General features: G+C 44.6%; 8 protein-coding genes. 3 read left to right on the forward strand and 5 right to left on the reverse strand.

The window, feature by feature from the left end:
• Positions 1–272: 272 nt before the first annotated feature.
• A complete protein-coding gene (locus IDJ77_RS07425; protein ID WP_191188305.1) occupies positions 273–2,771 on the forward strand; it encodes a M14 metallopeptidase family protein in 2,499 nt (832 codons plus the stop codon).
• 102 nt (positions 2,772–2,873) lie between these two features.
• Here IDJ77_RS07425 and IDJ77_RS07430 read toward each other — a convergent pair whose 3' ends face one another.
• The 5 genes from IDJ77_RS07430 to IDJ77_RS07450 all read right to left on the reverse strand — a co-directional run bounded on the left by IDJ77_RS07430 (position 2,874) and on the right by IDJ77_RS07450 (position 9,141).
• Positions 2,874–4,019 (reverse strand): acyltransferase family protein, encoded by a 1,146-nt coding sequence (locus IDJ77_RS07430; RefSeq protein WP_191188306.1) that lies wholly within the window; start codon positions 4,017–4,019, stop codon positions 2,874–2,876.
• A 205-nt stretch (positions 4,020–4,224) separates the two neighbouring features.
• Positions 4,225–6,684, reverse strand: a complete 2,460-nt coding sequence (locus tag IDJ77_RS07435) for an outer membrane beta-barrel family protein (RefSeq protein ID WP_191188307.1) — start codon at positions 6,682–6,684, stop codon at positions 4,225–4,227.
• Between the two features lie 229 nt (positions 6,685–6,913).
• Complete coding sequence (locus IDJ77_RS07440; protein ID WP_191188308.1) at positions 6,914–7,129, reverse strand: hypothetical protein; 216 nt, start codon at positions 7,127–7,129, stop codon at positions 6,914–6,916.
• Positions 7,129–8,781, reverse strand: a complete 1,653-nt coding sequence (locus IDJ77_RS07445) for a PspC domain-containing protein (RefSeq protein ID WP_191188309.1) — start codon at positions 8,779–8,781, stop codon at positions 7,129–7,131. The genes IDJ77_RS07440 and IDJ77_RS07445 overlap by 1 nt, the downstream gene beginning before the upstream one ends.
• Positions 8,782–8,805: 24 nt before the next feature.
• Positions 8,806–9,141 carry a PadR family transcriptional regulator gene (locus IDJ77_RS07450; RefSeq protein ID WP_191188310.1) on the reverse strand — a complete coding sequence of 112 codons (336 nt, stop codon included), beginning with the start codon at positions 9,139–9,141 and terminating at the stop codon, positions 8,806–8,808.
• Between the two features lie 184 nt (positions 9,142–9,325).
• Between IDJ77_RS07450 and IDJ77_RS07455 the strand changes: the two genes are divergently transcribed.
• Both IDJ77_RS07455 and IDJ77_RS07460 read left to right on the forward strand, forming a co-directional pair.
• Positions 9,326–12,526 (forward strand): SusC/RagA family TonB-linked outer membrane protein, encoded by a 3,201-nt coding sequence (locus IDJ77_RS07455; protein ID WP_191188311.1) that lies wholly within the window; start codon positions 9,326–9,328, stop codon positions 12,524–12,526.
• A gap of 11 nt (positions 12,527–12,537) precedes the next feature.
• Positions 12,538–14,007 carry a SusD/RagB family nutrient-binding outer membrane lipoprotein gene (locus IDJ77_RS07460; RefSeq protein ID WP_191188312.1) on the forward strand — a complete coding sequence of 490 codons (1,470 nt, stop codon included), beginning with the start codon at positions 12,538–12,540 and terminating at the stop codon, positions 14,005–14,007.
• Positions 14,008–14,057 lie beyond the last annotated feature (50 nt).

Raw genomic sequence — 14,057 nt, forward strand, 5'->3', positions numbered from 1 at the left:
GTAGCCTCACCTAAATCCTCTCCAAAGGAGAGGACTTTTAGCCCCTCTCCTTTGGAGAGGGGTTTGGGGTGAGGCTACGCAACGGGCTAACTCTTAAGTAAACGACATTGATGTGCAAAATACAAATTTAAGTAATAAAATGCTAAAAATATTAGATTTTACGGATGTCTACCACCCGGTTTCTGTAACATTTACGCAACTGAAAACCGTGTGCGGGCACAAATCAAAAAAATTCTGCATATTAGCCTTTACATCACCCCAACATTCACATTATGATAAAAAGGTTACTCCTCCTTGTTATAGCTGTTGCATCTTTTTCAGCTGCCGTCGCGCAAAGCATCCAATCGCCCGAGCAATTTTTAGGGTACAAGCTTGGCGAGCAATTCACCCCGCATTACCGTATTGTGGAGTACTTCAGATACGTGGCCACGGCATCAAAAAATGTGAAGCTGCAACAGTTTGGCAGCACCAACGAGGGGCGCCCGCAACTGGCTATGTTCATCGCATCCGACGAGAACATCGGCCGCCTGGAAGAGATCCGTCATAATAACCTAAAACTGGCCGGTATGGAAAGCGGCACAGCTAACCTGCCCAATGCGCCGGTTATTTTATGGTTGAGCTATAACGTACACGGCAACGAGCCCGCATCCAGCGAGGCCGCTATGTGGACACTGTTTGATTTGGTTGACCCGGCAAACAGCCGTACTAAAGCGTGGTTGAAAAATACTTTAGTAGTTATCGACCCATGCCTTAACCCGGATGGGCGCGACCGCTATGTAAACTTTTATAATTCTGTTAAAGCCGGTAAACCCGACCCAAGCCCGACAGCCCGCGAACACGCCGAACCATGGCCGGGCGGCAGGGTGAACCATTACTATTTTGATTTGAACCGCGACTGGGCATGGCAGGCACAAAAAGAAACGCAAAACCGCGTTGGCCTGTATAACCAATGGCTGCCCGAAGTGCATGTAGATTACCACGAGCAAGGCATTAATGCGCCTTATTACTTTGCCCCGGCGGCGGAGCCATACCACAAGGATATTACCCAATGGCAGCGCGATTTCCAGGTTACCATTGGTAAAAACAACGCTAAGGATTTTGATAAAAACGGCTGGATGTATTTCACCAAACAGGTGTTCGATCTGTTGTACCCATCTTACGGCGATACCTATCCGCTGTACAACGGTTCTATCGGTATGACGTATGAGCAGGGGGGTATCGGTGGCGGCCTGGCCGTAGTTACCCGCAGCGGCGATACATTAACATTGGTACAGCGTGTGGCGCACCACCACTCTACCAGCATCAGCACCATCGAAACTGCTTCGACTCATGCTACCAAACTTTTATCGGAGTTTAAAAAATTCTACGATAACAGTAAGGCCAACCCTCCCGGCCCATACAAAACTTATGTGATTAAAAACGATAATAACGAGAAGGTAGATCAGCTTGCCAAATTGCTGGCACGCAACGGCATCCAATATGGCTATGGCCTGGCTGCAAAAAGCATTACCGGTTTTGATTATTTCAGCGGTAAAACCGAAACCTATACTGTAGATGCAAACGACCTGGTGATAAACGCCTACCAGCCCAAAGCGGTATTGCTTAATGTACTGATGGAGCCAACCACCTTTATTGCCGATTCGGCTACGTATGATATTACCGCCTGGGCCCTGCCTTATGCCTATGGTTTACGCGCTTACGGTTTAAAAGAATCGTTTAAGCCTGCAACTGCAAGCTGGAATGTTGCCAAACCGGCGGTATTGACCAATACCCGCGCTTATGCTTATGTATCGTCGTGGCAATCTATTGCCGATGTGCGCTACCTGGCAGCTATCATGAAGAAGGGCATAAAAGCGCGCTATTCTGAACTGCCCTTCGAAATTGCAGGTAAGAAGTTCCCCGCAGGCTCGCTGCTGATTACCAAAGCAGGTAACGACCGTGCAGATTTTGACCAGGTAGTTACCCAAACGGCTGCAGAACTGGGCCACGAACTTACACCCATATCTACCGGTTTTATGGATAAAGGGAACGATATAGGCTCGAGCGAGGTTAGGTTTATTAAACAGCCGCGCGTGGCGCTAATGGCCGGCGATGGTGTAAATTCCGAAGCAATGGGTGAAGTTTGGCACTTGTTTGAGCAGCAGATAGGTTACCCTATTACCCTCATCAGGTATCAGGATCTTGTCCGTACCAAATTGTCTGATTTTGATGTCGCTATTTTCCCCGATGGCCGTTACGAGGGCTTCCCTTCGGAGAAATTGCAGGCCTGGGTACGCGATGGCGGCAGGTTGATCGCTTTGGAAAATGCCGTATCGTTATTGGCCGATAAGAAGGAGTTTGGCATTAAAATGAAAGAAGCTAAAAAAGACGATAAGAAAGATAAATCGCCGGAGGTAAAAGTTTACGCCAACCGCGAGCGCGATGCCATATCATCGGGCATCCCCGGCGCTATATTTAAATTAAGTTTAGATAATACACATCCGCTGGGCTTTGGCTTGCCTAACTACTATTACTCCTTAAAAATGAACGATGATATTTACGAATTGCTTGGCGATGACGGCTGGAACGTAGGCACTGTAAAAAAAGATGCCTATGTATCGGGCTTTGCCGGTTCGCAATCTAAGCAAAGGATAGCTAACGGTATGCTCATTGGTGTGCAAAATATGGGCCGCGGCTCGGTTATTTACCTGGCCGATGATCCGTTGTTCCGCAGCTTCTGGGAAAACGGCAAGCTGCTGTTCAGCAACGCGGTATTTATGGTGGGGCAGTAAGCTTCAGTTGCAGTTTCAGTGGGCGGTTCGCCATTTTTAATCAGCCACTATTAGTAAACAAATAAGCGATGTGTTCAACATCGCTTATTTTATGCCAACTGCCTACTTAATATCCATTGTTCTCAACAACGGCCATTTGGCAACGAGTTTCTTAGCTAAGGTTTGAAAAGGAATCTCGATGGTTTTAAATACTACATAGCTTAGGGCGTACGCGAGGATAATAGACAATACAATAATGGCTGCTGCGCTTCCCTGAAATTTTTGCCCGAACAGGGAGGAAAAGGATATTAATAAAGGCATGTGCAGCAGGTAAAAGCTGTACGAGGTATCGCCCATAAAATTAAAAACCGGCTGTTGGAGGAAGTTGCCGGCCCTTACCCTGGCTAAAGCCATCATCATTACCAATGCACCGCCAATGGCGTTGGTGTAATCGCGCCAAAAATAAGCGAAGGGGTGGGCGCTATCTCCCCAGGGCGTATAAAATTCAAAACTGATATTATAGCAGAACATCGCCAGCAACAGCAACGCAAAAACCCAGGCGGTATTTAAAGCTTTAATAGCCTTTGTTAATGGTTCTTTATACTTTGCGCAAAGCACGCCAATATAAAACACGCCCAAAAAGCCATTGGTGTGGTTATAAATAAGTGCCAGCACCAGCAAAAAGAAAAGGAGATTAAACAACAGGTTGCCACGCGATACAATGATGATGAAGAATGGCAGCAGCAGCGACATTTTCATCTCAACTACCAAACTCCATATCACCGGGTCTATCATATCGGCATCAAAGTTGGGGCCTATCAATAAAAATGTTTTTACTATTTCCTGCCGGTGTACTGCATCCCATGGCCAGCCCCAAAAGCCAGTCATCCAGCCGGAGAACCCAGCGTTGCCTCCCGGTTGAAACACATAGGTTTTTAAAATAATGGCAAGCACTATGGCCAGCAAATAGGCGGGGTAGATCCTGAAAACTCTTTTAATATAAAATTCGGTTAGTTTTAAAGGGCGGTTACTATTGATAAAAGGAAGGCTCAATACAAAACCGCTCAATACAAAAAAGAACATCACCGCAGCCCGCCCGTTTAATAATATACCCAGCGGACTTTGTTTTATGGGCTCTACCCAGGTCCCGGCCCGGCTCAGCATTAAAAAGCAATGCGATATAAAAACGCATAGGGCGGCTAATCCACGCAGGCTATCTAATTGCTTGTAACGGGTGGGTTTTGGTGTGATGGCGGCTGGGCTTTGCATTCAATTTTTTTATGGATGCAATATACAAATCAATCATAAAGCGGCGAAGAAACCCACCTTGTCATCTAACGAGCGGTCGGGGCGAGAAGATTTCTCTTTCGCCCCGCACTCATCCCTTCCGCCGCTCATCGAAATGACATCGTTTTTTAATGCGGCTGCCAACCCGCTAATCAAATGTTCCCCTTTAGGGGGTTATGGCTTTATTTTAATTCCCGCTTTTCACACGGTTCTTTTCGTCGTCGGCACCGGTTTGGTGTTGGCGTGCTTTTATTTTGCTGTTACCAAAGTTGTAAGTAAAGGTAAGGCGGGCAACGCGGGTATCATTCTTTTGCCTTACATCAAGGTTTACGTTTTGGTAGCGGCTGCTTACGTTGTTTCTGCGGGTGTTAAATATATCGCTCACGGCAAATTTCAGGTTCATTTTTTTGTTGTAGAACGAGTGGCTCACGCCGGCATCTACCGAGTATTGCGGTTTGATATTAAAGATACCGAAGGCCAGGGCCGATGTGTAATTGCCGGATAGTTCTGCTTTGTAGCCTTTGGCAACCAAAAATGTTTGTGTTGTTCTGATCACATAGGTTGCCTTGCCAGAATTTAAGGTAGCGCCCAACAGCGAATCGGATTTAAACTGCTGGTAAAAGCCGGTAAAGTTTATGTTACCTGTCCACCATTTGGCTATGGTATAGGGCGAGTTAATGTTGATGTTGTAGGAGTTTTGCCTGTTAAGGTTTAAATTGGTTTGATAGGTTGCCTTAGTTAAGGTATCGGTTAATATAATTTGCGTGCTTACATCGTTTGTTTGGCTGTAACCAAGCGTTACGTTAATGGTTTTATTATAGGTATAGCTCAATTCGTATGAGTTGGTGTATTGCGGTTTCAGGAAAGGGTTACCCTGCTCGTAGGTATACTGATCCAGGTAAAAACGGAAAGGGTTTAGCTGGTCGTAACCCGGGCGGTCTATACGGCGGCTGTAATTAAGCCCCACTTCGTGCTTGTCCGAAAACGAGTGATTAACAAACACACTTGGGAAGAAATCCAGGTAGTTGCGTTTTACCACCTGGTTTTTGGTTACCAAATCGCCCATTGATGAAGTGCGCTCGGCACGTAAGCCGGCCTGTACCGATGTTTTAGCCCAGGTTTTGCTTAAATTTATGTAAGCCGCGCTTATTTTTTCGTCGTAAACAAACCTGTTGGTGCGGCTGGTATCATTAATAAAAGTGCTGCCGCTGTTTATTTGCGCCTGCAGATCGTTATCAGTTTTTACCGAGCTGAACTTAACGCCGGTCTCAAACTTTACGCTTTTTGTTATCGGCAGGGTATAATCTGCCTTTTGAGTATATATAGTTATAGTGGAAGGTGTTTGGTTGCGAATGAATAGCGGCGACATTTGCGAGGCCCCTGCCTGGGTAAAGAAATAAGTATCGTACTGCGCGGTAGAATTGTTATGGAAAATGGAGTAATCAAGGTCCACGCTCAACTGCTGCCCGTTGGTATCTATCTCCAGCTTGTCGTTCAGGTTTGCTGCAAAGTTGCGGTAGGTTTGCTTAATGTTTGATGTTGTGGTTTGGTACGAATCGTTAGCAGCTGGCGTAAGGCCCAGGTTGGTTACCGATCTGTTGGGATTGTTGTATTCATTTGTGTAATCGCCATTGATGACAAAACCAAGGGTGTTTTTTGATGAGGTGTTATAGTCGGCACCAAAACGGTAGTTATTGTAGTGCACCTGCGAACGCAGTTCGGTGCGTTGTTTAAAGTAGGTGCTGGTGGCCGCGCTGTCTACCACCCGGTCGATATTTAAGATGTTTAGCCTGTTGGCATCGCCGCGGCTGATGGTTCCAAAAAGGTTAAGGTTGCCCTGTTTGTGGTTGATGGTAAGGCTGGTGTTATCTCTGAATCGTGCGCCCTGCACCACCCCCAGGCTAAGATTACCGTTGGTGCCGCTTTGCTTATTCTTTTTTAATTTAATGTTGATGATACCCGAGTTACCCGATGCATCGTACTTGGCAGATGGATTGGTGATGATCTCGATGGATTGTATAGTAGAGGCATCCATCGATTTGAGCATAATGGTAAGCTGCGCTGCCGACATGTAGGTGAGCTTATCGTTTATCATTACGGTAACGCCCTGTTTGCCTTTCAGGCTGATGTTGTCATCTTTATCAATGGTAACGCCGGGTGCACGTTCTAAAACCTCGAGAGCGGAATTGCCGGCGGCTAAAACGCTGTTCTCAATGTTCATCACGGTGCGGTCGGCCTTGCGCTCAATTAGCGGCCTCGACGATATAATGTTAACCGTTTGCAGGCTTTTGCTGCCCGGCTGCATTTTTATGGCCGGTACGCTTACTGTTGGCTGTTCGCCACTAACCGTTACGGGCTGGCTCACTGTTTTTTGGTAGCCAACGGTTGTTGCCGATACCAGGTAACTGCCTGCGGGTACTTTATCAAACACATAAGTGCCGGCATCTGTAGTTAGGGTGCCTTTCACTACCGATGAATCTTTTGCGCGCAGCAGGGTAACGGTTGCAAAATCCATCGGCTTGCCCTGCTCGTTAAGCAAGGAGCCTGCAATGCTTGCGGTTTGCGGTGTGTTTTTGGGCTGTGCATTTGCTGCGCCTGCGATAAATACAAAGAGTATAATATATATATAGTGGATGATAGTTTTCATGGTTTAGAAAAAATTGGGCAATAAAATGCCAGGGAAGGGTACCCTCCATTTTTTTGCGTTAGTAAGTAAAAGTGTTTTAGTAGTGTGCTATCAAATAATAGCCGGTGTTAGGGTGGAGTTTATATGATGGGTGTTCTGCATAGTTGTTGTTTTAAATTTTGCCGCTAACATTAACAGCAAGGTGTTTTTGTTTATAGTAAGATGCAAGAACAGGGGCCAAGGTTACATACTATTTTAATTTTTTTAGCGCGGGCAGTAGTACGTCTGCCAATTCGGGGTATAAATACGGGAGGAGATCTGCGGGCTTTTTCCACTGAAGATTAGCTACTTGCGCAGCGGTTTTTACGGACATGGCTGTTGCTATTTGCAGGCTTTTTAAGTTGCAAAAAGGTAATATAAGCCCGCTGAATATCAGCAGGCCTATATACTTTATAATGAGTTTCATTATTCTCCGATTTGTGTGCTATCGGCTGGGATAGCTACTTTTTTGGGTTGGGGAAGCACAAGGGTATCTATCTTACATTGCAAACCGTTTTCGGTCATGATGAATTTGGCAGATGTAGCGGCTTCTTGCTTGTTGTCGTTTTTACAATCGTACACACTGATACCCCTTACAAACCTGTCGAGGTTTTGATCGATAACCAGTTTATAGTTCATCGGTACTTTTAAAGTTAGATGCAGCTCCTGTGCGCGCCAGAATTTATCTTCCTGTTTCTCCATCCGGCGATTGAATTTTAACACATTACCCACTTGCTGAAACTGGTAACTGATGCCCCGCGCGTTGGATAAGGCGTCCTCGTAATCGCGGCCACGTGCGCTGAACGATTCCACCAGCACCGGTTGCGATACATCACTTTTTTCGATGTAGATATCGATGTTCTTGTTCGGCATATCCATGTTGTTATCATCATCGTCATCTAATATAATGCGGCCATCGAATTTGTCTTTTATTTGCAGGCGCACGCTATCCTCGCGGCTCAGGAATTTGATGTCGTTTAGTTTTAAATAATAGGTGCTGTCGGCCTGTGGTTTAATATTGATGCTTTGGCTAAAGCTGGCACCTTCCCTGAAATTTGCACCGGCCTTGGCGGTATAGTATATAACTATACTAATGGCTACTACCCAAACCATTAACAATGCCGAGCCTGTAGTGCGGCCAATGGTGCTGCTTTTAAATACAGCATTAATAATAACCAGTATAATGGCCAGCAGCGGCATGGCAAGGGTAAGAAACCCGCACACCAAAAACATGGTGTTTGCCTCCTGATTGACGATGTTGAATGGGAACACATGTGTTAGGGTGGTGTTGCCGTACACGGTGAACATTACTATAGTAATTACGAGCCCTATCATGGCGGCAAAGCAAGCCAGCAAAATAGCGATGGCGACAAGCTTAAATATCAGTTTTGACGCCCCGGTAATAAAGTTGCCGAAATGCCCAAAGATATCGCCGGCAAAATCGCGGGTTTTGTAGGCAAGTGGTTTGGCTTCGTGTCTCAGGGTGTTGAGGTTGCCTTTTACAGTGCTAAGTTCCTCTTCAAAATTCAGCTTAAAACCATGCAGATCCAGCTTTTGGCCTTTCATGGCCATGCGGTCGGCGCGGGTAACGGCTTTTGGCACTACTATCCATAGTATGATATACAAAAGGAAACCGATACCCCCACCTGCGCAAAGCAGTAAAAAGCCAAGCCTTACCCAAATAGCATTGATATCGAAGTAGTTTGAAATACCCGCGGCAACGCCGCCTACCAGGTGGTCATCCGCATCGCGGAAGAGCCTGCGGTTTTCGGTGGTGTAGGTGTAGGTTTGGCCGGGTCTTTCGCCGTTTTCTTCGGCCTCAAAATCCTCTACCGAACCCATTTGGCCAACCACGGCATTTACATCCTGCGCAACAACAACCTGTTTGCCTTCGCGGGTTAAAATTTCGGTGAACATTTCTGCTATGCGGTTCTCAATGTCTGTAGTGATCTCCAGGCTGTCGGCCGAGTTCATAAAATGACGCGTTACAGCGGTCATGTACGTTTTTAATATCTCGTAGGCATCCTCTTCTATGTGGAAAACGGTGCCGTTTATATTGATGATGATAGTCTTATTCATGATGATGGTGATAGTTAAGGGTAATTAATTGTTTCTGTCGCCAATTGCGGTTTGCACGGCAAAAAGCAGTTCCTTCCATGTGGTATCCAGCTGCTCTAAAACCTTACGGCCCTCATCGCTAAGCACATAGTACTTGCGCGGCGGGCCCGAGGTAGATTCTACCCAGTTGTAGGCCAGCAGGCCATTGTTCTTCAATCGGGTTAACAGCGGGTATAGGGTACCCTCAACAACAAGCAACCGGGCTTTTTTTAGTTCAGCAATTATGTCTGAAGCATAAATTTCGCCCTTTGCTATTATGGAAAGTATGCAATACTCCAGTATGCCTTTCCTCATTTGGGTTTGTGTGTTTTCAACAATCATAATGCAAAGATATATGTTTAAGAATGTATTATGCAATACATAGTACTATAATTATTACTTTTTTTTAAATTTTTAACTTATTTTAACAAAACGGGTGTTTTTTTTAGAATTAATTTGATTTATTGATAGCGTAACACTACTTTTATGATTAATTAACTATTAACTGATCTTATTATTAACAAACATGAAAAAACTTCTACTAGTAAGTTTGTGTTTCCTGATGTTATGCGTGACACAGGTATTTGCACAAAATCGTACAGTATCCGGTACGGTTGTGGCCAAAGATGATGGTCTTCCCGTTCCTGGAGCAACGGTGAAAGTAAAAGGTACCACAATTGGTACCCAAACTACTACAACCGGAAAGTACACCTTGTCGGTTCCTGCCGGCGCAACCCTTGTGGTATCTTTTGTGAGCTACAAAACACAAGAGGTTAAGGTTGGCGCAAGCGACGTGATCAACGTAACGCTTGAGTCTTCTTTCACCGAAATTGGCGAGGTTGTTGTAACCGGTGCCTTAGGTGTTAAGCGTGCCGCTAAAGAGTTGGGTTACGCTACTACCCGTGTAAGCGGTAAAGAAATCAACCAAACCAATGTTACCAACTTTGCAAACGGTTTAACAGCTAAGGTAGCTGGTTTGGCCGTACAAACTGTTGATAACAGTATCGATCCGCGTCTGCGTATTACGCTACGTGGTAACCGTTCATTATCGGGTAACAACACTGCGCTAATCGTATTAGATGGTGTGCCTATCCCGGGCGGTTCTATTTCGTCCATCAATCCTGATGACATTGCTGAAACTCAGATCCTGAAAGGTGCCGGTGCTGCCGCTATCTACGGTTCGGAAGCATCAAACGGTGCGATCATCATCACCACCAAACGCGGTACAGGCGATGGTAAACCGGTTATCACTTATGGTAACTCCTTCCAGTTTAAAACTGTGGGTTTCTTCCCCGAGTTGCAACGTAATTACGGCCCTTACGGTGGTGAAGGCGCTCCTTATGTAGATCCCATTACTGGCTTCTCCCGTTACACCGAATACGAAAACCAGTTATACGGACCTGCATTTGATGGCAGCGAAGTTCAGGTTGGTTACCCTGCAGGCGGCCCTAACGGACCAGTATTGAAAGTGAAATACAGCGCTTTAGAGCAAAACCCTATCACTTCTTTCTTTAACAGGGGTATCGTTGAGCAAAATCAGGTTGCGTTTCAACAGGGCGATGCTAAAAACTCATTTTATTTTTCAGCACAAAACGTAATTGATAAAGGCGTTGTTCCAAAAGACAAAAACACCCGTACATCTGTAAGCGTTAGGGGTGCGCGTACTTTTGGCATATTTAAAGTGGATTATTCTGCTTCTTACACCCGTACCAGCATCAGTACTTACGGTGTAGGTTACAACGGTGCGTTACTTTACACTACCGTTTTACAATGGCCGGCCTTTTTGGATATCAAACAATTCCAAAATTCAACTACCGGAACATTCTCTAACCCAAGCGATTTTTATGATGCGTATGCGATCAATCCCTACTGGATTACCGATAACGCACGCAGCAACAGGCAAAAAGATGTGTTCTTGTCTAACTTGAAAATGACTTTGTCGCCAACCAAATGGTTAGATGTGCAATACAACGTTTCTCAAAACTTTGGTAACTACCAACAGCGTAATACAGCTGCACAGGTTGCCTTTAGCGAGTACTCTGTAAATGATCCTTTTTCTGCAGGTAGTGTACAAGGTAGCTTTTTAAATACCCGCCTTCGTCCCGGCCAGGTGTTTGATGTAAGCGTTTTTGGTGATGGATCAGGTGATGGTGATGGTTATGCAAGGTTACAGGGCGATGCAACTGCTAACTTACACTACACGTTTTTTAAAGACTTTAAAACCAGTTTATTGTTAGGTAACACTATTTACCAACGTGGTATAAGCAGTATTTCTGCAGGTAGCAATAATCTTTTAATTGAAGGTTTCTACAATATCAACACTATATCTGGTTTTGCAGGCGCCGGAACGGGTTATGCTAAAATACGTCAGATAGCTTATTTTGCAGATTTGAATATTGGCTACAAAGATTACTTATTTTTAGAGGGAACTTTACGTAACGATAACGATTCTCGTTTACCTAAGGTTAACCGCTCTTTCTGGTATCCATCAGGTAAAATTTCATTTGTTCCTACAGAGGCTATCTCTTTCTTAAAAGGAAGCAAAGTATTAAACTATGCTAAGGTTTATTTATCGTTGAGCCGTGTGGGTAACATTTCTGTTGGTCCATATAACATTTTCAACACTGTTGGTGTAACCGGTGGTTTCCCTTACGGTTCATTAGGCGGTTTAAGCTTAGGTACACGTAATTACAGCCCTAATCTGAAACCAGAAATTATATCTGAAATTGAAACAGGTACTGAGCTTTCATTCTTTGACAGCCGCTTAAACATTAAAGCTACCTATTACAAACAAAATAGTAAAAACCAAACGCTTACAATTAATACTTCAGGCTCAACAGGTTTCAACTCTTCTGTAATTAACGCAGGTGAAATTCAATCAAGCGGCGAAGAGTTTGAAGCAAGAGGCTTTATATTTCAGGCACCAAAAGGTGGTTTTAGCTGGGAGTTAGGTGCTAACTTCTCCATCAACGATTCAAAGGTAATATCATTGATCCCAGGTATCAACCAACTTGATTTGGGTTCTGGTATAACTGCAGTTGTTGGTCAGCCATTCCCGGTTTACAAAGGTACCGACATGAACCGCGACCCTAACGGTAACGTAATTGTAAGCGCTACCACTGGCTTACCTTCGTTGAACCCAACACAAGTAAACTTTGGCCGTACTACTCCTAAGCATATTTTAGGTATTACCAACACCTTCGGTTACAAATTTGTAAGCCTTGGTGCAACAGCAGAATACCGTGGTGGTAACATCATTTACAACTCTATCGGTAGCACACTTAACTTTGCCGGTTCGTCATTAATAACCACGCTTGCCGGTCGTCAACGTTTTGTTTACCCGGGTTCTGTTATCAATACCGGTACAGCCGCTGCACCGGTTTATACACCAAACACCAACGTAACCGTTGCTGACGGTAACTACGGTTTCTGGCAAAGCTCTGCGTACAACACTACTAACCAGCCACGTGTATCAAGTGCTGCTTTCTGGAAATTACGCGAGATCAACCTCAACTTTAACTTAACTCAATTTGTTAAAAATACCCGTTACATTAAAGGCTTAAACCTTTCATTTACCGGCAGGAACTTGTTCTTGTGGAAACCAAAAAACAACCCATGGAGCGATCCTGAGTTTAGCGATACAGCAGGTAACGCAGTGGGTGTAACAAGTGCAAACCAGGTTCCGGGCCAGAGAATTTATGGTGCCGATCTTAAAGTAACATTTTAATTAATACGAAGATGAAAAAGTATACACTAATTATAGCAGCATTTTTTGCAACGGGTGCCATCTTATCCGGTTGTAAAAAAGACTTTCTGAGCCAGGAGGTGAATCCAAATACCCCTTCGGTGACAACACCGCAGTTTGCGTTAGCAGGTGCCGAGAAAATTGCGGCGGATATTCCAAATTTAAATTACACCGTATTCGGTATATGGGTTGGCTATGCTTCGCCAAGCGGTAACTTTGTACCAAGCCCTTCTTTACAGCAGTACCAGTTTACAACTGATAACTTCCAGGTATTTGTGCCGTTATTTGCTAACGCTACAAACTTTAACAACCTGCAGGTTATAAGTGCTGATGCCTCATTGGCAAAGTTCAAGGCTATTGCCATGATCATGAAGGCTTATGATTTTCAGCAACTGGTAGATCTTTATGACAATGTACCTTATACCCAGGCTTTTCAGGCAAGTACTTACTTGTTTCCTAAATATGATAAGGGTAAAGATATTTATGCAGATCTTGTTGTGCAGTTAACTGCTGCTAAAGCGCTTATTGATGCTAATGCAGGTGCAACTGATCCTGGTGCTTCTGATATCATTTTTAAGGGTGATATGGCTAAATGGAAAAGATTTGCCAATTCGCTTATCCTTCGTTTAGCTATCCGTCAAAGTAAAAGCGGTTTAGACGGTGGTACCGCAAAAGCGGCGTTGCCAGCAGCTGCCGGTTCAGCTTTTGTTACCGACGACTTTACCGTAGTGGCCAACCCTGGTTACACAGGCGGTGGTTTAGAAGGCCAGCAAAGCCCGTTCTGGAGAGCCTATGGTACCGATCTTGCAGGAAACGCGGTAGGTACAAGTGTACGTGCAGGAAATTATGGCGTTGAATTATTAAGAATTCTTAACGATCCGAGGCTTGGTAAGGAATATTCTTTAACTACTTCTGATAACGTTTACAGGGGTATTGTTTTGGGTGATCCTAACGCACCTCAAAACCCAAGATCGAGTACTTTTGGCCCGGGCTTGTTAAAGGCTCCTACAATGGATGCAGTTATTATGTCAAGTGCAGAATCTTTATTTTTGCAGGCAGAAGCTGTTCAAAAAGGATGGATTACCGGTGATGCACAGGATCTTTACCAACGTGGTATTACCGCATCCTTTGTTGCATTGGGTTTAACGGCTGCACAAGCAACAACTTACTACAGCCAGGACGTTGCTAATGTAGGCTGGACATCTTCTTCAAATAAATTGCAGGCGATCATCACCCAGAAGTATCTTGCATTGAACGGTTACAGTTTCTTTGAAGCTTGGAATGAGTACAAACGTACCGGGTTCCCTGCAGGAATACCAAGATCAATTGATACCAAGGCAATAGGTACAACTATACCAAACAGGATTTATTATCCTACTACTGAGTACCAGCAAAATGCTGATGCTGTAGGTGCAGAAGGTACTATTGATCCGTTTACGTCAAAAATATTCTGGCAACCATAAAGATTACTTTTGTAAGTAATCAATGCTGACAATAGTATTTATATTTAAAA

It is taken from the genome of Mucilaginibacter pankratovii (assembly GCF_014773265.1).
Taxonomy (GTDB): Bacteria; Bacteroidota; Bacteroidia; order Sphingobacteriales; family Sphingobacteriaceae; genus Mucilaginibacter; species Mucilaginibacter pankratovii.

Coding starts and splice junctions, on each gene's coding strand:
- IDJ77_RS07450 (WP_191188310.1), bottom strand. CDS start 9,141: ATGATTGTTGAAAACACACAAACCCAAATGAGGAAAGGCATACTGGAG.
- IDJ77_RS07455 (WP_191188311.1), top strand. CDS start 9,326: ATGAAAAAACTTCTACTAGTAAGTTTGTGTTTCCTGATGTTATGCGTG.
- IDJ77_RS07435 (WP_191188307.1), bottom strand. CDS start 6,684: ATGAAAACTATCATCCACTATATATATATTATACTCTTTGTATTTATC.
- IDJ77_RS07425 (WP_191188305.1), top strand. CDS start 273: ATGATAAAAAGGTTACTCCTCCTTGTTATAGCTGTTGCATCTTTTTCA.
- IDJ77_RS07460 (WP_191188312.1), top strand. CDS start 12,538: ATGAAAAAGTATACACTAATTATAGCAGCATTTTTTGCAACGGGTGCC.
- IDJ77_RS07440 (WP_191188308.1), bottom strand. CDS start 7,129: ATGAAACTCATTATAAAGTATATAGGCCTGCTGATATTCAGCGGGCTT.
- IDJ77_RS07445 (WP_191188309.1), bottom strand. CDS start 8,781: ATGAATAAGACTATCATCATCAATATAAACGGCACCGTTTTCCACATA.
- IDJ77_RS07430 (WP_191188306.1), bottom strand. CDS start 4,019: ATGCAAAGCCCAGCCGCCATCACACCAAAACCCACCCGTTACAAGCAA.